The organism is Roseiconus nitratireducens (assembly GCF_008629675.1).
In the GTDB taxonomy this organism is placed as follows: domain Bacteria; phylum Planctomycetota; class Planctomycetia; order Pirellulales; family Pirellulaceae; genus Stieleria; species Stieleria nitratireducens.
Map to the genome: position 1 here is coordinate 97585 of NZ_VWOX01000017.1, position 21992 is coordinate 119576.

General features: G+C 58.1%; 19 protein-coding genes. 11 read left to right on the forward strand and 8 right to left on the reverse strand.

Going from position 1 to position 21992, the window contains the following annotated elements; translation table 11 throughout:
• Positions 1-188 precede the first annotated feature (188 nt).
• The 7 genes from FYK55_RS23450 to FYK55_RS29820 all read right to left on the reverse strand — a co-directional run bounded on the left by FYK55_RS23450 (position 189) and on the right by FYK55_RS29820 (position 12114).
• Complete coding sequence (locus FYK55_RS23450; protein WP_150079058.1) at positions 189-4241, reverse strand: efflux RND transporter permease subunit; 4053 nt, start codon at positions 4239-4241, stop codon at positions 189-191.
• A 6-nt stretch (positions 4242-4247) separates the two neighbouring features.
• The gene (locus FYK55_RS23455; protein WP_150079096.1) at positions 4248-6590 is read right to left on the reverse strand and encodes an efflux RND transporter periplasmic adaptor subunit; all 2343 of its coding nucleotides are present in this window, start codon (positions 6588-6590) and stop codon (positions 4248-4250) included.
• A gap of 71 nt (positions 6591-6661) precedes the next feature.
• On the reverse strand, positions 6662-7546 hold the full coding sequence (locus FYK55_RS23460; protein WP_150079059.1) for an anti-sigma factor family protein: 885 nt from the start codon (positions 7544-7546) through the stop codon (positions 6662-6664).
• Between the two features lie 255 nt (positions 7547-7801).
• On the reverse strand, positions 7802-8971 hold the full coding sequence (locus FYK55_RS23465; protein WP_150079060.1) for an FAD-dependent oxidoreductase: 1170 nt from the start codon (positions 8969-8971) through the stop codon (positions 7802-7804).
• A gap of 99 nt (positions 8972-9070) precedes the next feature.
• A complete protein-coding gene (gene dsrP, locus FYK55_RS23470; protein WP_150079061.1) occupies positions 9071-10318 on the reverse strand; it encodes a sulfate reduction electron transfer complex DsrMKJOP subunit DsrP in 1248 nt (415 codons plus the stop codon).
• A gap of 4 nt (positions 10319-10322) precedes the next feature.
• Positions 10323-11282 (reverse strand): 4Fe-4S dicluster domain-containing protein, encoded by a 960-nt coding sequence (locus tag FYK55_RS23475; protein WP_150079062.1) that lies wholly within the window; start codon positions 11280-11282, stop codon positions 10323-10325.
• A complete protein-coding gene (locus FYK55_RS29820) occupies positions 11269-12114 on the reverse strand; it encodes a cytochrome c3 family protein (RefSeq protein ID WP_150079063.1) in 846 nt (281 codons plus the stop codon). The genes FYK55_RS23475 and FYK55_RS29820 overlap by 14 nt, the downstream gene beginning before the upstream one ends.
• A 112-nt stretch (positions 12115-12226) precedes the next feature.
• On the opposite strand from FYK55_RS29820, the gene FYK55_RS23485 reads away from it, so the two are divergent.
• The 7 genes from FYK55_RS23485 (at position 12227) to FYK55_RS23515 (ending at position 17760) form a co-directional block, all read left to right on the forward strand.
• Positions 12227-12502 (forward strand): hypothetical protein, encoded by a 276-nt coding sequence (locus FYK55_RS23485; protein ID WP_150079064.1) that lies wholly within the window; start codon positions 12227-12229, stop codon positions 12500-12502.
• Positions 12499-14937, forward strand: coding sequence for a molybdopterin-dependent oxidoreductase (locus FYK55_RS23490; RefSeq protein ID WP_150079065.1), 2439 nt, complete (start codon positions 12499-12501; stop codon positions 14935-14937). Before FYK55_RS23485 ends, FYK55_RS23490 begins: the two co-directional genes overlap by 4 nt.
• Positions 14934-15737: a diheme cytochrome c precursor gene (locus FYK55_RS23495; RefSeq protein ID WP_150079066.1), complete on the forward strand. Its 804-nt coding sequence runs from the start codon at positions 14934-14936 to the stop codon at positions 15735-15737. Before FYK55_RS23490 ends, FYK55_RS23495 begins: the two co-directional genes overlap by 4 nt.
• 160 nt (positions 15738-15897) lie before the next feature.
• Positions 15898-16548: a 4Fe-4S dicluster domain-containing protein gene (locus FYK55_RS23500; protein ID WP_235908931.1), complete on the forward strand. Its 651-nt coding sequence runs from the start codon at positions 15898-15900 to the stop codon at positions 16546-16548.
• The gene (locus FYK55_RS23505) at positions 16545-16877 is read left to right on the forward strand and encodes a hypothetical protein (RefSeq protein WP_150079068.1); all 333 of its coding nucleotides are present in this window, start codon (positions 16545-16547) and stop codon (positions 16875-16877) included. Before FYK55_RS23500 ends, FYK55_RS23505 begins: the two co-directional genes overlap by 4 nt.
• Before the next feature lie 257 nt (positions 16878-17134).
• Entirely contained in the window at positions 17135-17428 is a 294-nt protein-coding gene (locus FYK55_RS23510) for a GYD domain-containing protein (protein WP_150079069.1), read from the forward strand.
• Entirely contained in the window at positions 17425-17760 is a 336-nt protein-coding gene (locus FYK55_RS23515; protein ID WP_150079070.1) for a cupin domain-containing protein, read from the forward strand. Before FYK55_RS23510 ends, FYK55_RS23515 begins: the two co-directional genes overlap by 4 nt.
• Positions 17761-17879: 119 nt before the next feature.
• Here the strand turns inward: FYK55_RS23515 and hmpA are convergent, their stop codons facing one another.
• Positions 17880-19133, reverse strand: a complete 1254-nt coding sequence (gene hmpA, locus FYK55_RS23520) for an NO-inducible flavohemoprotein (RefSeq protein ID WP_261344964.1) — start codon at positions 19131-19133, stop codon at positions 17880-17882.
• A 165-nt stretch (positions 19134-19298) separates the two neighbouring features.
• Between hmpA and FYK55_RS23525 the strand changes: the two genes are divergently transcribed.
• The 4 genes from FYK55_RS23525 to FYK55_RS23540 all read left to right on the forward strand — a co-directional run bounded on the left by FYK55_RS23525 (position 19299) and on the right by FYK55_RS23540 (position 21867).
• Positions 19299-19724 (forward strand): RrF2 family transcriptional regulator, encoded by a 426-nt coding sequence (locus FYK55_RS23525; protein ID WP_150079072.1) that lies wholly within the window; start codon positions 19299-19301, stop codon positions 19722-19724.
• Positions 19725-19726: 2 nt separating this feature from the next.
• Positions 19727-19960 carry a DUF3565 domain-containing protein gene (locus FYK55_RS23530; RefSeq protein ID WP_235908934.1) on the forward strand — a complete coding sequence of 78 codons (234 nt, stop codon included), beginning with the start codon at positions 19727-19729 and terminating at the stop codon, positions 19958-19960.
• Complete coding sequence (locus FYK55_RS23535) at positions 19960-20514, forward strand: c-type heme family protein (protein WP_150079074.1); 555 nt, start codon at positions 19960-19962, stop codon at positions 20512-20514. The genes FYK55_RS23530 and FYK55_RS23535 overlap by 1 nt, the downstream gene beginning before the upstream one ends.
• Positions 20515-20895: 381 nt before the next feature.
• Positions 20896-21867 carry a hypothetical protein gene (locus FYK55_RS23540; RefSeq protein WP_150079075.1) on the forward strand — a complete coding sequence of 324 codons (972 nt, stop codon included), beginning with the start codon at positions 20896-20898 and terminating at the stop codon, positions 21865-21867.
• Positions 21868-21992: the final 125 nt, after the last annotated feature.

Below are 21992 nucleotides of genomic sequence, written 5' to 3' on the forward strand. Positions count from 1 at the left end.
CTGCACGGAGAAGCCAACCAATCCTTGCTGGCGGTCGCCAACTTGACGCTCGCCAACTTGACGCTCAATGCTTGCTGTGACGAAAGGCAAAGTGAAAACCGCCCCTCCCCGCCAAAGTAGATGGCATCAGCGCAAGTGCGAACACTCGAGATCAACCTGCACCATCCCGCCTGCTTTGCCGAACGTTCCTACAGCATCTCACCACCGACCTCCGATGCGCGTGGGGCGAACTTCTCATCCTCGATCCCCAGCTTCAATTTCCATTCCATGACGGAGCAATACAGCACCGGTACGACCAGCATGGTGATGATCTCGATGGCCATCCCGCCGAAACTGGGAATGGCCATTGGCACCATGATATCACTCCCACGCCCCTGCGACGTCAGCACCGGAATCAACGCCAGCAGCGTCGTTGCCGTCGTCATCAGGCAGGGCCGTACCCGTCGCAAGCCCGCCGCGACGGTGGCTTCTCTGGCATGACTGGCATCGGTGATGCGTTCTTTGCGGAAACTTTCGTCCAAGTACGACGCGATGACGACCCCATCGTCGCTGGCGATTCCAAAGAGTGCCAGGAATCCGACCCAGACGGCAACACTCAGGTTGATCGTCCCGACTTGAAACAGCTCCCGCATGCTTGTTCCGAACAGATCGAAGTTTAGAAACCAATCGGTACCGTAAAGCCACAGCATGATGAAGCCGCCGGCCCACGCGATCAAAATCCCGCTGAAGACAAGGCTGGTGGTAATCGCGGAGCGAAACTGAAGATACAGAATCAAAAAAATGATTCCGAGCGAAAGCGGCAGCACGACCGCCAGTGTCTTCTGCGATCGAATCTGATTCTCATAGTTCCCTGCAAAGGTGTAGCTGACTCCGGCCGGCAACATCAGCTCACCGCTGGCAATCTTTTCTTGCAGGAACGCTTGCGCGTCCTCAACCACATCCACTTCTGCTGCGCCGGTGACTTTGTCAAACAAGACATAACCGAGCAGGAACGTGTCTTCACTTTTGATGACCTGGGGGCCGCGCACGTAACGGATCTTCGATAGTTGGCCCAGAGGGATCTGCTGACCTGTCGGCGTCGGAACAATGATTTTCTCGATCGACTCGATGTCGTCACGCAGCTCTCGGGCGTACCGCACCCGCACCGGAAACCGCTCCCGGCCTTCGACGGTCGTCGTGATTTGCCGACCGCCGATCGCGACCTCAATCACATCCTGAACGTCCCGGATATGGAGCCCGTAACGCATGATCGCATCACGATCAATGTCGATCTCCAAATAGGGCTTTCCAACAATTCGATCGGCGATCACGGCGGATGATTGCACGGTGGGCACCTGCTTGAGCAAGGCTTCCATCTGCAGCGCCACCGACTCAATCGTTGCCAGATCCGGTCCTTTGATCTTCATCCCCATCGGTGCCCGCATTCCGCTTTGCAGCATCACGATGCGTGCGGCAATTGGCTGCAACTTCGGTGCCGACGTGGTTCCGGGGATCTCCGCGGCACGCGTGATCTCTTGCCAGATGTCGTCGGCGGACCGAATCGTATCGCGCCACTGCCGGTAGGGCCGACCGTCTTGGTCTTCGATCAATTCCCCCCGTTCGTCACGGACAAAATCGCCCGCCTGTTCGTCGTAGCGAAAGTACAGTCGGTTGCCGTCCTTGTCCGTTCTGTATTCCGATTTGTAGGTGATATAAGTTTCGATCATCGACACGGGTGCCGGATCAAGCGGCGTGTCGGCACGACCAATCTTCCCGACGACGGACTCGACTTCAGGAATGGACGCCAGCAATTGGTTTTGCAACTGCAAAACGTCCATCGCTTCCCCAATCGAGGCGTGCGGCATGGTCGTGGGCATGTAAAGAAACGAGCCTTCATCAAGGGGAGGCATGAACTCCTTGCCCAATCCCGGAAATATCGACGACGCAGATTTCCAGGGCCCAGATTCGCGAACGGACGACGGCGAGATCCCCACCACGCCGACGGCTCTGGGGACGAACCCGAACAGCGTGCTGAATCCCAGCCACGAGCAGCCCCCTAACAGCAAAAACAAAGCGGGGATGCAGAGGAACAACATCTTGTTCCGCAAGCTCCAACGAAGCAGCGGCTCATACAGGTACCGCTGAAACAGACTGAAGAAACCAAGCAGCCCGCCGATCAGCAGAGCGACGAACAGCAGATTCAGCATCAATCCCTGCTGCGGCCCCAAGGGCAGCCATTCGGATGCCAGCAACACTGCGACGATGAACACGGCCAGGCCACTGGCCGCCACCGTGACGAATCGATTCCACGCCGAAGGGATCCTGTCTTCCACGCCCTTGTGCACCGCGATGCCAACCACGATCGCCCCGATCCACCAGGTCAACAAGAAAGCCGCCAGCAATCCGGCCAGGATCAACGCACCCAACAGGATCCACTTGGCCACCACTCGATACCGGAGATTCACTGGCTGTTTCTTGCTTCGCCATCCCATCAGAACGTGTGCGGCAGGCGGAATGATGGTCAATGCAACCACGACCGATGACAACAACGCAAACGTTTTTGTAAACGCCAACGGGCGAAACAGCTTTCCTTCCGCCCCGATCATCGTGAACACGGGCAAGAAACTGACGACCGTCGTGGTCACCGCGGTGACGACGGCCCCGGCGACCTCATTGGACGCCTTGAACACCGTCACCAAGCGATCCTCCGTTTCGGGAGCTTCGTCCAGGTATTTTAAGATGTTTTCCGTCAAGATGATGCCCATATCCACCATCGTTCCGATGGCGATCGCGATGCCGGAAAGCGCAACGATGTTCGCGTCCACCCCAAACGTTTTCATGGCGATGAAGCACATCAAAACGGCTAACGGCAACAGTGCACTGATCAGAAACGAACTTCGCAGGTGAACGACCATCACCAGGATGACGATGATCGTGACAAGGATTTCCTCGTACAACGCGGTATTCAGTGTCCCCAGCGTTTCATAAATCAAACCGGTGCGGTCGTAGAACGGAACGATCGTCACCTGACTGGTGGTGATCCACTCAGGCCACCTCTCACGGGGGACCCCACGCAGCAATCCCAGGTATTCGTCAGGTTGTTCAACCGGCGAGACCTCTGCGTAGCGCTGACCATACCGAGCCGCCCATTGGAGCACTTCCCGTTCGGTCACCGAAGTCCAATCGATCACCACCTTGGTGGGCAATCCGGGGGCGACTTCCTCAATCCTCTGTTTCACATTCTTGATGGCCGCAAGAGGGTTGAAACCGTAGCGAACCACGGCGATTCCGCCGACCGATTCCGCGCCCTCCTTATCCAGAGCGCCCCGCCGTAGCGCGGGTCCCAACGTCACATCCGCAACGTCATCGATCGTGATTGGAACGTTGTCAGAAACCTTAACGACCGTCTTCTCAATGTCTGCGACCTGTTCGATGAAACCGAGACCGCGGATCACATACTCCACTTTGTTCAGTTCAATTGTCCGCGCTCCGACGTCAACGTTGGACATTCGGACGGCGTTGAAGACGGCATCCAGCGTCACGCCTGAGGCCCGCATCGCATCGGGATCCACGTCGATCTGGTACTCCTGAACAAAACCGCCAATCGACGCGACTTCGCTAATGCCTTCCGCCGATGCGAGCGAGTAACGGACGTAGTAGTCCTGGATGGTTCGCAATTCGCGGAGATCCCATCCGCCAGTCGGCTTGCCGTCTGGATCACGTCCTTCAAGCGTGTACAGATAGATTTGCCCCAGCGCGGTGGCGTCCGGTCCAAGCGTCGGCTGCACACCCTCGGGCAACGTCCCCGCCGGCAGGCTGTTCAGCTTTTCCAGGACGCGAGTCCGTGACCAGTAAAAGTCGGCTTCGTCATTGAAAATGACATAGATTGAGGAAAAGCCGAACATCGAATAGCTGCGAATGGTCTTCACCTCGGGAATCCCCAACAGCGCGACCGTCAGCGGGTACCCGATTTGATCCTCGACATCCTGAGGACTCCGACCCATCCATTGGGTAAAGACGATTTGCTGGTTCTCGCCGATATCTGGAATGGCATCGACGGGAACGGGATCACGGGGAAACGCACCGGTCTCCCAGTCGAAAGGAGCCACCATTGCTCCCCAACCGATCGTCGCCAAGACGAGCAGCAAGACGACAAGTTTGTTGTTCAGGCAAAACCAGATGATTGATCCGAGGACCCCGCGTCGCTCGAATGTTGGATCGCTTTCGGGTGGGGAGATGACTTCGCCGGAAGTGTTGCTCATGATGCGTCAGTGCGTCGATTTCGGTTTCGGCTGAAGTTGTTCGACCTTGTCGGCACACTTCAGCATCGAAGCGCCATAGTAAGGATTGCGAACAGCATCATCGGTTTGCAACCAGGAAGCCCCCCGACCGTCGAAGGCCATCGGGCAATGCAGCAGATACAGTTTCTGCTGAGCGGAAGATCCAAAAGTTCGCTCAATCGAGATCATCGACTCGGACAACAACGCGAACGCGGATCGCATCGCATCAATGTCGGCTGCCTTGTTCAGCCGGGCGATGATCTCGGACAGATCGCGTTTCTCTGCGTTCCAGAGTTTTCCAGCCTCCGACTCCTGGGAGACGATTTCCCAGGCACCGACTCGGTCGTGCAACTGCGCCGCGACCGACGTCGCCGCCTTGTTTTCATCGCTGGCAAGAGCGTCTGCGAGTTGGAAATACAGCGGAAGCAAACTGTCAATCTGCTTGGCTACGTCGTCCGGCACGTCCAGGCCCGCCGGCACAGGGATCTCGGGCTCGGCACTGGGCGATGGAAAACCGAACTGCGTGCTCAGTTGATCGATATGCTGCCGAGTCAACTGATAGACGCGATCCGCCTCTTCCAAGGAAGCGACGTCGGCACCTTCGATGGAATCGTTGTGAAGCAGCATCGAAATCTCTTGCCACATCGCCCCCGCGTCACCCTGCATCGGTTTCGCCGAAACATCGGTCACTCGGTTGCCGAACTCGGCGAATGACTGTCGGATGGTCGGCAGCTCTGATTCTGCGATGGCCGATCGGATAGAACCATAGGCGTCAAGCACGGCCTGAATCTCCTGTTTGCTTTTCGGGGGCAGATGTGCCGCATGGCCAGACATCGCCGACATTGTTTCACCGCCGGATTCCTTCATGCCGCCGTGATGATGTCCGCCGCCCCCACCGCCCTGCGGAGTCATCATGGATGGTTTGGCGGCGATCTGCAGGGCGCTGTCCAACTTGAAGTTTCCGTTGGTGACGACCAGATCGCCCTCAGAAAGTCCCGATTTGACCAAGTAGAAGTCCCCTGCCCGCGGGCCGACGACGATTTCTCGACCTTCGTAGGTTGGTTTTTCCGCTCCCGGGACTTGGACGTACACGATCGCGCGGGTCCCCGTCAGCAAGACGGCCGAGGTTGGAACGACCAGCGGCTTGGCGGATTCCTTCGGCTCCGCGGTGACGTACCCCAACGACTCCGCACGAACGAGCGGCATGCCGCAAATGTCGCAGGTGCCTGGCTGATCCTTGACAATCTCCGGGTGCATCGGACTGATCCACTTACCGGCGAGGGCCGGGTCCAGGACGCGTCCGCCGGCGGCCACCTGTGATCGTACCACCGCGCGGACAAACATCTCCGGCTTGAGGCGGCTGTCGGAATTGTCGACGTTCACGCGGACTTTGACCGTCCGTGTCGTTTCGTTCAAGATCGGGTCGATGAACGCGATGCGACCGTGAAACGTTTCGCCAGGATACGCCTCGGTGGTGAACTCAACGTCTTGGCCGTATCGCAACCAGGTCAGGTCGGATTCGTAGGCATCCAGCATCACCCACAGGTGGGTCAAGTCCGCGACCGAGTAGATTCGATCACCCGTTTGGACACGATCCCCTTCCTGACGCAGCTTCTGAACAACGACGCCGCCAACCGGAGAATTGATGGTGACGGTTTCCGAGGCGGTCCCACGCTGTTCGATTTCTTGAATCTGCTCCGGTGTCAAACCCAGCCGCCGCAACTTTTCCCGTGCCGACTCCAGCAAATTGAGTGGTTCGATAAATCGCGACGACGGACGCGGCTGGTCCCGGTCGAGCGCCGCGAGGAGTTCTTGCTGGGCGGTGTAAAGTTGCTCGCTGTAGATCTCGACCATGTGGTCGCCTTCATTGACTTCGATTCCGGTAAAGTCAACGAACATGCGTTCCAACCGACCGGGAACCCATGCGGTGATGTGCGCCAACCGCGTCTCGTCATAGGAGATCTTGCCCACCATGCGGACCTTGGCAGGTACGTACTTGCGAACCACCGGCGTGACTTCGACGTTCATCAACTTCTTGACATCGTTGCTGATCGAAATTGTCCGTACTCCGCCGGCGGACTCTTTGACGGGCACCAGATCCATTCCGCAGATCGGGCAGTCGCCCGGACCACTGCGCCGAATCTGCGGGTGCATCGAGCACGTCCAGATGGTCGGTTTGCTCAACGCAGAAGCTTCCGTTTTCGACGAATTGACGGCCGTGTGGGATTCGGAAGGCTTGATCCACCAGGCCGCGATGAATCCGAGCAGAACCAGCAGCAACGACTGGACGGCCCAAAGCTTGTTTCGATGTTCACGGATAAAGTTGCGCATCATTTCCAACCGTTATCTGATTCTTTGAGTGGAACCTTGGGAGCCTCGGTGCATTCCGGTTCCGGGAAACCCTACGACCGCTTCAACGCATTGACCAACATCGTCACTTCGCCTTGATCGCGCGCCCCCACCGCGGTGATGCTGCGGCTGCCCTCCTTCCAGGTCGCAGCAATGTTGGAATCAAGTTCGATCAAGCAACAGTCTTTGTCCCCACACGTCGCCATGCTGCGATTGCGATCTCCGAACCAGCCCGCTGCGTCGTCATCGTGCTCGAAAAGCACCAGCGTCGATCCGTCGCTGCGCCGGCACACGGCCTTGAAACAGGTGCAGCAGGGCATTTCCACCACGCTGGAGGACGCCAGTTCGTACCCGCCCGGGAGTCCACGAGAGATCAGGGGTTGGTATCCGACGAGTGCCTCGGCCTGATCGGGCGACACAGCCTGGCCGTCATATTTCGTCAGCAAGAATCGCTCCGCCTGGTCCGGATCGGAGGAGAGTTTCGCGACATAGTCGTTCATCGTCCGCTGAAACTCCAGCATGTGCTCCGCGTTCATCGCCATGCCGGCCATCGACGTCTCCTCGTCCTGGCCCGCTTCGGACGGTTGGGCAATTCTGTCCCGCTGGTTCTTCGGGGCGCTCGCCCAGAAGCCAACCGCGACCAGCAGCAAAGCGGCAATCGCCGCCGCGGCCGCGGTGGTCGTGCTCCACCACCAGGGTCCAGCTGGTAACCTGCGGGGCAGCATTCGACTTTCGACCGACTCCCACGGGGGCGGCGTCTCGGCTGGCACCGATTCTCGAAACAACTGGCCCAGTTGGCGAAAGCTTTGCCATTCAGCGTCGCATGCGGGGCACTGGCTCAGATGTTCCTCGATCTGATGACGTTCCGCGGTTCCGAGCTCTCCGTCCAGATAAGCGGACAACTGGTCTTGGACGGATTGGCATGGGTGGGGTGCCATAACATCGGCCTCCGAGGAAACGAATTTTCTACATCCAATTTGATGCCCCGGCCGATGGTTTCTTCAAGAAAATCAGCTGCCTCGAAAAAAATTTTGCTCGATCGTGAAGAATGCTACCCAATCGGCATCCAAACCGGAGAAACCGTTCGCGAGTCATTTTGTCAGCCAGTTGAAATGACGGGCTGCGGGTCGGCTGACCGCTCTCAATAGCGTCGCCAGGGCGGCACGGGCTTTCCGGCAACGGAACCAACCGAATCAATTTGATTCGAGAGGCAGTCCGGCACTCCACGCCGCGGCCATTCCCGATGCCATGTTTGCGTAGTCGGTTTGCTCGGCCTGCCGGTCACGTCGTTCGCATATGTCGGGATCACTCGAAAACAACGTCTTTGCGAGCTGTCGTCCCGCCTGCATGATTCGGGTTGTTTTTTCCAGCCGCCTCCGCGTGAACGCTGCCATGGCGGTCTCGGGGCTGCACGGAGCAGCAGCAAATTCCCGAGCCAACCACCAGGCGTCTTCCAACGCTTGCGCGACGCCCTGCCCGGATGTTGGCAGGGCGGCATGGGCCGCATCACCGATCATGATCACGTTATCCCGATGCCAGGTCGACACCGAGTCGTGATCGTACAGCGGCAAATGTCGAACATTCGACTCTGACGCGTTAGCGATCACCTCGGAAATTGCTGACGGCCAACCATCGAAAACGTTTCTCAGTTGATCCAAGCGTTGGCCGTCACACTCTGAATGGCAGGTTGTGGAAGCAACACCTCCCGCCCAGTATGCCGTGTTCTCGGAGACGGGGACGATTCCGAAGCGCGCACCGACTCCCCAATAATCGAGGATCTCCATTTGGTGGAATCGCGGCCGCTCGAAACGGTGAATTCCAATCCAGTTGGTGAATCCCTGAAAGACGGGACGAGTACCTGGCGCCACAAACTGACGGGCAATCGATTCCATCCTTCCGTCCGCTCCGACAACGATCTCGCACGTGATCGCGGTCCCGTCAGCGAATCGAACTTTCAGACCGGATGGACCACGCTCGATCGAAACAGCGTGGGCCCCATATTGGACGGGGATCTCGCGGCTCGTGACCCGCCGCAAGAGCGTCTGCATCAGGTTGGACCGCAAGACAGACAGACTCGGATAACCAATCGCTTCGTCAATCCTCGCAATGTTGAGCAGCCCAAGCTCTTGTCCGTCCTTCGATCGCCGACGCATCGCGGAGACTCTTCCCGCAACCGATCGCAGCTCTTCCAGCATGCCAAGCTGCTCCAGGACAAACGATGCGTTGGGCCAGCAGATGACGCCCGCCCCAAGGTGGCGCACGGAACTTCGCCGCTCGTAGAGAGCAACCGACATTCCCAGCTGATCGAGAGAAATCGCGGTCGCCAATCCGGCAACCCCACCACCAATGATAGCGACATTCACAACTGGCTCTCCCGATAGAAAATGGACCAAAGCATTTCAGGACACGATCTCGTTCCGACTGCCGTCGTTCCCTGACATCTCGGCCACCGTGCGCGCCCGTCAGCGATCAGCGGGTTGCTTCAGAGTGGGCAGAGCCGTCTTGATTGCGATCGTGAAAATCATCAGCCCGAAGGCCCAGATGCCGACGGTCACCTTCCATTCAAGTTGGCTAGGAATGTATTCAACGATCTCGTGCAGCGTGCTAGGCACGAATCCCGGAATGATCAAGCCCATGCCTTTCTCGATCCACGCCCCCACAAACGCCATGCAGCATGCCGCGATCAACAACGGACGCCGGCGAAATTGCAGCAAGCCGGGCCACAGGAAAAGCAGCGCCGCCGTAACGTTCAAACCGATTGCCGTCCACGTCCAGGGGACGAGCGCGGTCTTTCCGTGCAGGCCAAAGAACAGGTATTTCGCGGCGCTGACGTGACTGCCCCCGGTGTAGAATTCGGTGAACAATTCAGATGCGACCATCAACAGGTTCACCAAAATCGTGACGCGAATGATCTTCGTCAATGTCGCAATTGGTTGGTCCAGGCCACCGACGCCTGCCAGCTTCTTGATCAGAACCATCGCGACGATGATGAAGGCGGGCCCGGAGACGAAGGCCGAGGCGAGAAAACGCGGGGCCAGCAGTGCCGTGTTCCAGAACGGCCGTCCGCCCAGACCGCAATACAGGAACGCGGTGACGGTGTGGATCGAGATTGCCCACACGATTGAGACCATCACGAAGGGGATGTACCACGCCGGATTTGGCTCGCGGCCGAGGAACCGCATGTAAAGCAAGTAGCCGCAGATGTGCAGATTCAACAGCAGGTAGCCGTTCAAGACGATGACATCCCAGGTCAGCATTGAAATCGGAAAGTTGAACTTGCCAATAATCGGAAACAGGTGCCAGAACCGGTCGGGGCGGCCCAGGTCGGCGACGACGAACATCAGACACATCACGATCGCCGCGATCGCCAGCAATTCGCCGATAATGACCACGTCGTGCATCTTCCGGTCGTGATACAAGTACGCCGGAATCACCATCATCACACCTCCGGCCGCCAGTCCCACCATGAAAGTGAAGTTGGCAATGTAGAGCCCCCAGCTGACCTGATCGGTCATATTCGTCCCGATCATGCCGCCGGCAACTTGGTTCGCCCACGCGTTAGCGCCCACCAGAAACACGGCCGTCAGCATCGTCATCCAAGCGTAAAACGCGAACGATCCCTCCGTCGCCAACCACAAGGAGCGCCCGATGAACTTGGGATAGCTCGAGACGTGGGATCGATTCTCCGTCGCTGCGGTGATGCTGCTCATGCGATCAATCGAAGTAGTAAAAGAATGCCGGCTTGGTGCCGAGTTCTTCTTTCAGGATGTAGACGCGTTTGTTTTCCAGAATCCAACGGATGTTCGAGCTTGGATCAAGAATGTTGCCGAAGACACGGGCACCGGTGGGACACGCTTCCAGGCATGCCGGCAATCTGCCGCGACGCGTTCGGTGGAGGCAGTACGTGCATTTCTCGACAACGCCGGTGGGACGGATCCGATTGCTCAAGTAGCTCTGATCGGGATTGACTTCGTCGGCCGGCACCTCCGGCTTTTTCCAATTGAAACGGCGGGCGTGATAGGGACAGGCCGCTTCGCAATACCGGCAGCCAATGCACCAGTTGTAGTCCACAACCACAATCCCGTCTTCTTCTTTCCAGGTCGCCTTGACCGGACAGACGTCGACACACGGCGGCTCGTCACATTGCTGGCACTGGACCGGAAGGTAAAACTTGTCCCCTTTCGGTACGACGCCTGAATAGGAGGTCGTCCCCTGCTCCATGTCCAGGGTGCCTTTCGGCATTTCCAGCACGCGAATGTATGACTGGTTCGTGTCGCGATCGTGATTGTTCTCTTTGTGGCACGCTTCGACACATTTCCCGTTGCCGTTACAAACGCTCAAGTTGATCGCGTAGACAAACTTGGTGCCGGGGATGGGTCGATCATCCGCGATCGTGACGTCTGCGTCGTATTCTTCTTTCGCTTCGGCTTCCAATCGAGCCAGGACGCCTTCTTTCTGCTCCGGCGACAGTTCGGTGTAATGTGTTTGCAGGAACTCGGCCGCCGAAGAATTCTTCGAAGCCTGTCGCAGGGGTGAGACCGCAGCGACGAACGCGCCGGCTCCGAGTGTCGCAAAGGCCCCCTTCACCGCGGCGCGACGCGAAAAGTTTTCAATAACGGGTAGCGACCGGTTACGCTGGTCCGGGTCGGATGAACCGCTTTCAGTCGTGGTCATGGATGTCAACTCCTTGTCGCTCCGGAGCTCCGTGATCGGTTCCCGCAAAGCGATCTTTCGGCTTGAACCCAACGATCATCTTTGGAAAAGCCGGTGAGTGCGGATCGTGGCAATCGATGCAATTGTTCTTCAACTGTGGGCCCCGCGTCAAATCCCAGTAGCCGTTCATGCCCCCATGAGCACCGTGGGCGAACGCGGTCGCCTGTGGCCCGTGACACTGAGAGCAAAGATCCATGACGTCTTCATAGGCGACCGATGTGCCGTCCGCCAGGCGAAGTTCATCCGACGCCTCAGGGTGGTGACAGGCGTAGCACGCGATCTTGCCGTGGCTGAACACCATCCCTTGATGAAATTCATCCAAGGTATCCGCCGAGACGTTCTGAAGATTCGCCTTGCGAACAGCGTGACAGGTCGAACAGGCCACGCTGCCGGTGCGTCCTTGCGGGTCGACCCCATCCATCTCGATCCGGGGTGGACCGTCTGGTTGACGAACGACGACGCGATACGTCTCGTCACCCGAAGCGCCCGGTGATCCGCCACCGCCTGATCCTTCGCTGCCTGATCCTTCGCTGCCTGATCCTTCGCTGCCTGATCCTTCGCTGCCTGATCCTTCGCTGCCTGATCCTTCGCTGCCTGATCCTTCGCTGCCTGATCCTTCGCTGCCTGATCCTTCGCTGCGCAATTCGGTGCGGAGCGTCGGTGAAACTTGAGATGCATTGCGGGGGCTGCTATGAAGAAGACTCCGGCTTTCGGAGCGGGGTACCTCGATCACCGACACCACCAAAATCACGCAAACGAATCCGGCGAAAAACAGAAAGGCGATTCGCGACATTGTTTTCTGTCTCAAACGAGGTTTTCCCGACACGCCCCAATATATACATTTGCGTACAGATTCACGAAACCTCGTCTTCCTGAATTCCCAGCCTTTTCGGATACCAACCACCGTGCCCATCAGCGGACTCGTCATCACCTTTGATTCCGCGGTCCACGACCAACCGGAAGCGATTGAATTCCTGCGGCACGTCTCCGAAATTGAGATGGGTCAGGCCGCCGGCAATAAGCTGGCGATTGTGATCGAGTCGAAATCCAAACGACGAGATCAAGAGATCTGGAATGCGATCCGCGCGTTGACCGGGGTCATTGACTTGGCCGTCGCGCTGGTCGCATTTGATGAAGATAACGAACTCGAGAACAACAATCCAATCAGGAACCAGACATGATGGATTCCAAACGTCGCCGTTTCTTGAAGTCCGCAGCGATGGCTGCGGCGGGATCGTTGGTCACGAGCAACGGGTCCTTGCCGATCGTTCACGCCGATCAAGCCGTTGACGATTTACCCACCGGCGACGGCCTGGTCTGGAACAAGGCCCCCTGTCGATTCTGCGGCACGGGCTGCCATGTGCAAGTCGGCGTTGAAGCCGGCCGTGTCGTTGCGATTGCCGGCGACAAAGCCGCTGATGTCAATAAAGGCTTATTGTGCGTCAAAGGCTATCACGTCGGCGGCATCTTGTACGGCAAAGATCGCCTGACGAAGCCGCTGCTTCGCAAACAAGGTAAACTGACCGAGATCGGCTGGGATGAAGCAATCGAAATCATCGCCCAACGCATCTTGGACTCGCCCGAAACCTTCGCGTTCTACGGCAGCGGGCAATGGACGATTCCCGAAGGCTACGCCGCGCAGAAGTTCATGAAGGGCGGGCTGGGCAACAACCACATCGATCCCAACGCCCGCCTGTGCATGGCGTCGGCCGTGACGGGATTTATCGCCACCTACGGCGTCGACGAACCGGCAGGCTGCTACCAGGACCTCGACGAGTGCGACATTCTGATCACGTGGGGAAACAACCCCGCGGAGATGCATCCGGTGCTGTTCTCGCGCGTCACCGACCGGCGCTCGCGCGGCGAACAGGTGACGATCATCGACATCGGCACACGGCGTACCCGCACGACCGACGCCGCCAACGAGTATCTGGAAATGAAGCCGCACGGCGACGTCGCAATCGCCTTGGGCATCATGCACTTGCTGATCGAAAACGACAATTACGACAAGTCATTCGTCGAAAAGCACTGCAATTTCCGCGGAGCGGAGGCGGTGAAACCGACATTGCAGGGCGAACAGATCAGCGAAACCGAGTTCCGCAAACGAATTGCCAAGTACACGCCGGGGCACGTCGAGCAGCTTTCCGGAATCCCGGCCGATAAGATTCGGATGCTGGCTGACCTTTTTGGCAATCCTGGCATCCGCATCACGAGCTTGTGGTGCATGGGAATGAATCAACACACGATGGGCACGGCGATTAATTCGCTCGTCCACGGGGTGCATTTATTGTCCGGTCATTTTGGCCGTCCCGGAGACGCGCCGACCAGCCTCACTGGCCAGCCTTCGGCGTGCGGAACGGTTCGCGAGGTAGGCACACTCGCGCACGCGCTACCCGGGGGGCGGTTGGTCGCCAAGCCAGAGCATCGCCAACAATGTGAAGGCTATTGGAACCTGAAGCCCGGCAGCATCAATGAGACGCCCGGCTACCACACGGTGAAGATGTTTGAACAATTCACCAAGCCGACTTCCGAAGGCGGCGACATCACGACCCTGTTCGTGCAAGTCACCAATCCCGGCCAAACCCTTCCGAATCTCAATGCGCTTTTCAATGACAAGAAGAACCTGGAAGACAAGTTCCTGATCGTCAGCGAAGTCTACCCGACCGCCACGACGCAACTCGCCGACTTGATTCTTCCGGCCGCCATGTGGGTCGAAAAGAACGGAGTGTTCGGCAACAGTGAACGACGCACCCAGCAGTGGTTCAAGATGGTCGATCCCCCTGGGGAAGCTCGTGACGATTGCTGGATGACAATTGCCGTTGCCCACAAGTTGTTCGAGATGGGCCACGAGGGAATGAGAGATCAGGACGGCGAGTTTATCTTTGCGGTCAAAGATGACGAGGGAAACGAAATCCCGATTTGGGAGTTCGAGCACTATTACGACACCAATGTTGATAAGCATCTGTTTGAGGAGTACCGTCAGTTCACCACGATGAAACATAAAAACCTCGCCCCCTACGACGAATACGTCAAGGCTCGAGGGTTGCGCTGGCCCGTGGTGGAACAGGACGACGGCTCTTGGCGAGAAACACGGTTTCGCTTTGCCGCGTTCGACGATCCGTTTGTCAGCGAAGGTCAAGACTTTGATTTTTACCATTCCTCAACCGAAGACGGACGCGCGCAAATCTGGTTCCACGATTACGCCCCGCCGCCGGAACAGCCTGACGACGAATTCCCGTACTGGCTGTGCACCGGACGTGTTCTGGAACATTGGCACACCGGCACAATGACGCGGCGACTGGCTCCCCTGAATCGAGCCATGCCGACGGCCTACGTGGAAATGCATGCGGACGACGCCAAAGCCGCCAATATTCGCCAAGGTGAAACGGTCTTGATCGAGTCACGCCGCGGAAGCTGCGAATTGCCGGTTTGGATCGACGGCCGCGGACGTCCGCCGCGGGGGACAATCTTTGTTCCGTTCTTCGATGAAACAAAACTCATCAACCGTTGCACGCTGGAACTCCATGACCCCTTCAGCAAACAGCCCGATTACAAGAAGTGTGCGGCTCGGGTGGTGAAGATGGCTGCCAAGAGCGTGGCGGAGGTGCAGCAATGATCCAGCGGTGGGCACCCATCTTCTTTTCCTGCGTGATCGCGGTCGCGGTGATCGGTTATTTCGTTGGCATCATGGATGGGGTGCCGCAACCGGACGGCATGGACCAGACGGCGTTGGTTGCAAAGTTCGACAAACGGGCAATCGAAGCGAACCCCAAGTTGATCCCCGCGGTGACCTACGCTGAAATTGCCAGCACTTCGATGGGGCCAACCAAAACGTGGCAAGCCGTACCGCAAACGCTACCGCAGCCCGTTTACGATCTGTACGCTAAGATCGAACCCAGCGAAAAGGAAAAGGAGGCGTCGAGCAAGTTGCGAGCCTCGCGTCGAGCTTTCAACGGCGCACCACCGATCATTCCCCACCCGGTTGAGAACACGACCGACGCGGCTTGCTACGCGTGTCATCATCACGGCGTCAAGATGGCTGGCCTGAAAGCAAGCGTGATGTCACATCCCTTCTTGGGGAATTGCGTTCAGTGCCACGCCCCGATGGCGCCCGCGCCGTTCCAAAATGTCGATGCTTCGGTCGACTCCGATTTCGTCGGAATCCCCGCACCTCAGGAGGGCGAGCGAGCCTACCCGGGCGCGCCGCCGACCATCCCCCATTCGCGATGGATGCGCGAGAACTGCCACGCATGCCACGGAGGCCCCTACGGTTGGGCCGGCCTGGAGTCGACTCACCCTTGGCGGACCAACTGCACCCAGTGCCACGCGCCGTCGGCGATCCTCGACCAGATGCCAACAACTGATGCGGTGCCAATGCTGCCACCGCTGGAGGTTGCAACGAAAAAAGGGCGTTGATTTGAAAAACTCTCCCGCAAGCCGCCCCGCTGCAGAGCAAAAGGAAGCGTGGAATTCCTCCTCGCCTCGACACATCCTTGCCCGGGCTATCCGCCTTGTCGTCATCGCGCTATCCCGTCGATTTCGGGCGCGACCGACTTCGGCCAGTCGCAGAGATCTGTTGCAGGCTCGCCTGTGGAAGCTCATCCCTCCGTCACGTTATCCACCGCTTGTCACGCGTCTGCCACTTTCGAACCGTGAAGAACCGCCGCGGCAAAAACCACTGACCATTGCCGGCATCAGCATCGAACCGGTCCCGCCGACCGACCTGGGCAGCAAGCCAGTCGCCCGATCCGTTCCGGTGCATCGCCCGCCCGGCGCTATCGATGAATTTCAGTTTCTTGCCGGCTGCACCCGATGTGGCGACTGCATCAATGCCTGCCCCTACGATGCGATCACCAAGGCCCCCGACCGCCTGGGAAACATCGCGGGCACACCGGTCATTGTGGCGGACTCTTCGGCTTGCCGGATGTGTCACGACTTTCCCTGCATCGCTTCCTGTGGGCCTGGTGTGTTGATTGATTCCATCGCGCCGATCATGGGAACCGCTCGGGTGACCGAACATCTTTGCCTGGCCCATCACCACACCACGTGCACCGTTTGCAGTGAGCGCTGCCCCGTGGACGATGCTATCATGGTCGTGGATGGCAAGCCGACGGTGAATGAGGATCACTGCACAGGCTGTGGTGTCTGTCGCTACGTCTGCCCGGCTCCCGAAAACGCCATTTTGTTGATGCCCGCGTTCCGACGCCCTGGATTGCCTCACGCATGAACCTCGAGAAACTCAATCTGGACAACCTTGATCTCAACAAATCCCTTCCGGAGATCCTTCAAGCGGAGTGGTCAAAAGACCAAGTGCTGCAGCTGTTCGACGATTTGCGTGACGGGGCAATCGTTGAACATGTCCAACTGAGATCAAGCAACACCGACGGAGCCGTCAAGCTTGCCGGAGCCAAACGCGCCTTTTTCGCCGGTGAAGCCCACGCGATTCAGATCCGCTATGTCTTTGAAAATGAAACCTGGTGCGACACGATCATGCCAGGTGATCCCACCACGAAGATTATTCGCAACCGAATACCAACGGGCGACTCTCCGGATTGAGCCACACGGCCAGCTCGGCACGGAAAGATTCGCTTGCTTTTTGGCTTGCCCACGCCGCGTGAGACATACATTCGGGAGCAGGAAATGTGGTTCGAGCTAGTTTTTACTGCATTGCCCGCCACCCCCTCGAGCCATCCCGGATCCGGTTTGCGTAGTTCGAGGCCCTCATGCAGCGACAGATTCTCTAGCGATACCAAGTCCCATCCGTCCCAGATCTGATCGCCACCTTACTCATCGCGTCCGATGCGGAGGAATCCATGATTCGATATCTGACCTTGATAACTCTTACGGACCAAGGTGTTCGCGACATCGGCGATTCGGTCCAACGCGCCTCGGTGTTTGCTGAATCCGTCCGCAACGCTGGAGGCAAGCTGCTCTCACAAACATGGACCGTGGGGCAGTACGACGGTTGTGTCGTTTTTGAAGCACCAGACGAGTTGACCGGAGCCTCCCTGCTTCTCAATCTTGAAAAGGGTGGAAACGTGCGGACGCTTTCGATGCGATGCTACGACCGTCAAGAATTCGAACAGATTTTGCAGGTGAGTCCGTGAGCGCGTTATCGAATTGCTTCGTCGATCTGGCTGCTGAAGTCGTGATTCAAGAAGGCGGCACCATCAGTAGAACTCTGCATCAGGACGGCGGCCTGAAGGTCGTGTTGTTCGGATTTGATGCCGGGCAAGAATTGTCCGAGCACACCGCGTCGGTTCCCGCGATCATGCACTTTATCGATGGCGAAGCGGAGGTGACCGTTGGCGATCATGCGTCGAAAGCGTCAGCCAACAGCTTCTATCATTTGCAGGCAAACGTGCCGCACAGCATCACAGCGATTCGACCGACAAAGATGCTGCTCCTGCTACTCAAGGCCGCGAAATCGAGCTCATAACCAACGGGAAAGCCCGCTGGGCATGAAACGTTCAATCGGTCCGTTCATCAACAATGGGCGACATCAGCCCACGCGTCAGCGCGCTGGGCACCGGCATTGGCACCCAGGCTCTTTCGACTTCACACCGCGACCAAGGGTTGCTTCGGCCCAAAGAATTCGCAGTGCTGACGGGCGACATCGACACCCAACTCATTGAGCGCGGTTTCAATCGCAAGCATGAACGGTTTTGGTCCGCAGAAATAGTACTCCGCGTCGGCGATCGGCGTATGCTTGGCGAGATAGTCTCGGTTGATCAGACCGACATCCTCGCACTTGCCGGAAGTCAGATCGCCGGCCAACGGAGTGTCGTAGATGACGCGCGTCACCACGGGCGTTTTGCCCTCGGCAAGACCACGGACCTCGTCTTTCAATGCATGCACCGAACTGTTTCGGGCCGCCTGGAGGAAGAACAGGGGCGTCGTCAAATTGGTCGCCACCAACGACTTTGCCATCGACAGAAGCGGCGTCACCCCAATCCCGCCTGCAAGAAACACCACCGGGCGTTGCGGCGGCGATGCCGGATCGATCACAAACTCTCCACATGGCGGCCCCAGGGCCACGACGTCACCGACGTTGACGTCGTCGTGCAGGTGGTTCGAAATCAAACCATCCGGTGTCCCCGCAGCTGGGGCGGTTTCGCGCTTGATGCTCAGCCGGAAGTGGTTCATCCCCGGCCGATCGGAAAGGCTGTAATTTCGCGGCGACGTCGGAGTGGTGGGATGATCGATGTGAACGGTAATGTATTGCCCCGGCAGGAAGGCCGGCAATTCGCCTCCGTCGTCGGGCTTAAGGTAAAACGAGGTGACGATCTCGCTTTCAACAACCTTGCGATCCACGACAAAATCCCGTCGACCGTTCCAACCGCCGGTCTGCGATTCGAGGTGCTCATAAATCTCGCGTTCGCGGCCAATGCAGACGTCCGCTAAAACTCCATACGCCTCGCTAACCGCGGTCAGTATCTCCTCGGTCGCCGCGTCGCCCATCACGTCCTTGATCGCATCGAGGAGGTGTTTGCCGACAATCGGATAATGTTCCGGCTTCACACCCAGGGAGCAGTGTTTTTGAGCAATCAATTCCACTTCGGAACCGAGCGCCGACAAGTTGTCAATGTTCGAGAAATACGCACAAACCGCTCCGGCAAGAGCCGCCGGCTGCTGTCCGCTCTGTTGATGCGCCTGATTGAAATACGCTTTCACCTCGGGATTGCCCGAGAACATCCGCTGGTAGAACTTGCAGGTGATGGTTTCCGCATTGGCGGCCACTGCCGGCGTGATCTGCTTGATGATTTGAATGGTCTGTTCGCTGAGCATGGTAACCCTTTGACGGTCAGTGATTGTGGCGTGCTTTAGAAGCAAGCAGCCGCCAGATCCGATCCCGAATCGCGAAATCTGGCGGCAGACGGACAGACGAGACTTGCTTTCTGCACCAACAGGTATACCTTTACAAACCTGCACGTCAAGGTGCACTTTTGGGCAAGTTTCCCAACATCGAATCGAGCCATGATCTCCAAAACCGCTGAATACGCCCTGCGCTCGGTTGTCTGCTTGGGCGGACAGCCTGATCGCCCCCGGTCCGCCGACACGCTCTCAAAACAAACTCAAGTGCCGCGCCGATATCTCGCCCGAGTCCTGCAAGACTTGTGCGCCGCCGGCCTGGTGAGGTCTCGGCCCGGTCCCGGCGGTGGCTATGAGCTTGTCATTGCCCCAGACAAGTTGACGATTCTGGAAATCATCAATACGGTCGCGCCGATCGAGCGCATCGATCAATGTCCGCTGGGTCTCAAGACGCATACCGAACTTTGTCCGTTGCACGCCGAACTCGACCGCGCCTACGCCGCCACCGAACGCGCGTTTGCCAGCGTGACCATTCAGGACTTGGTCGATTCCACAAACCCGATCATTCCGCTTTGTGAAAACGCAACATGACAATGTCCCGCAGTGATTTCTGTCAGCCGATCGTTGGTTACCACCTCGACGAAGAAGGTCACTGGGTGGCTCAGCTTCGGTGTGGGCACAACCAACACGTGCGACATGACCCGCCGATGGTACGTCGGGAGTGGGTACGGTCCGAGCGGGGACGACGTTCCATGATCGGATTCCGGCTTGACTGTAAAAAATGCGCCGAGAACGCACCGGCCAACGAGCAACAGGAGACCCTTTGATGAACGTTCGAACGGTGCTGGTGTTCACCGCCATTCTGTGCGGTATCGCATGGACATCGGCTGACGACGATCCCTCCGCCATTCCGGCAACGGAAGAGACCTACCCGACCAACTCAAGCGAAGCTCGTTCCCGGGCAAGACTATTGCACGAGCTCGTCCACGGCACTTTGCAAATCATGCATCGAGATTTCTTCGATGAAGACAACGCGCACGCAATTCCGTCAGCCTCGCTTGAAGATGTATTTCACGAAATGGCCGACCGGTTCCAGGTTAAAATGAAGTGGTTGATCGTCAATACAGACGTCGTCAACGTTGACCACGAAGCCAAAACGAAGTTCGAGGAAGACGCGGTCAAGGCGTTGGCGGCCGGAAAGCCGTTTGTGGAGCAAACGACGGAGGGTCTCTACCGATTCGTCGGTCCGATCCGTCTGGGTTCACAATGTTTGAAATGCCATGTCAAGCGACGCACCGACAATCGGGACCGCACGGCAGGGCTGGTCATCACTATGCCGCTGAATGACCGATCGTCCATCTCAGCCTCGTCCGTTGATTGAGTCGAGCGACGCGGCGGTCCAGCAAGCGAGAAGACGACCCTGTCGCTTTCTGAACGCGAGTTTTCGGGGCCGGGTCCTAATTGAGCATGCCAAACGGCCGGGCCCTCGGCCCTCCCGGTTGATGGGTGAACCATCACCCAGCCCTGCCGGGCAGGGCTGAATAAATCGCGGGGGCGTTGCCCCGACCCGAAACACCGCATTCGTCGGGCGATCGCGGGCCGAAGGTACGGCGGTTTGCTCAGCCCAGCCCGCCAGAGCTGGGGACATCCGCAAATAAAGAAAATCGAGGGCCAACGGCCCGCCGTTTGGCTGCAAGGCGCGATCGACTCGGATTACATTCACGGGCCCCTTGCCTTCCGCGTCGATTCGAAGGAATCTCTCATGCAATGCCTTTCTGATCTTGCCCCGATCTGCCCGGCTGCGTTTTGGATCGCGCTGACCCTCGGAACCATGGTTCCGGCGACGGCTCAGACCGACTCCCCGATCAAAGTGATCAGCGACAGCCCGTTGCCCGCGGGCGACGGATTCGCCGCAGAGTTTTCCCGCGATCAAGACATCGCCAACCATTCGGCCGTGATCTTTTCCGACGACTTCGAGTCCGGAGAACTGGGGGCGAAGTGGGACGACACCAGCAACCGTGGTGACTCGCTCGCGTACGTTCACGAGTCTGCCAGCCAAACGTCTCAAAACCCAAGCCTGCTGGGGGAGCGATCGCTGAAAGTGACTGCGACCCTGGGCGAAAACACGGGCGGCGGTTTCACCAAGTGGTTCGAATCCGCCGATCGACTTTTCATTCGGTTCTACACCAAGTTCGACAAGGACTGTGACTACGTCCATCACTTCTGCACCCTGCGAGCGAACAAATCGCTTCAGGGCGGCGACCGCTGGAGTGGGTTTGGTGGAGCCGGAGAGCTGCCCGATGGCGACGAACGCTTCTCAACCGCAATCGAACCGTGGGGCAATTGGGGCCGGTGGCCCCCACCGGGTCGCTGGAATTTCTATTCCTATTGGCACACGATGAACGAAAGCCCCGACGGGAAGTACTGGGGCAACGGATTTCGACCGGAATCGCAACCCAACATTCAGCGTGGTAGCTGGATCTGCGTCGAATTCATGATTCGACACAATACGCCGGGGCAAAACGATGGGGAGCAAGCTTTCTGGATTGACGGTGAACTGCGCGGGCATTGGAAAGGATTCAATTGGCGCACCAGCCCAACGCTGTTTGCGAACGCACTGACGTTGGAAAGCTACGTGACCGATCGCTGGACGAAACAGTCGGAGAATGTGGTGTACTTCGACAACGTCGTCATCGCGAAAGAGTACATCGGACCGTCGGGAAAAGATGGATGATCGCGAATCTTAGAACGCGCCCGGTGAAATCGTGACCCGGGCGGCCAGGCCCCGCTTCGGCGGGGACCTGAAGGGGGCGAATGAACATTTCCTTCCACCAAAACTGCAAACCACGGTGTTTTTGC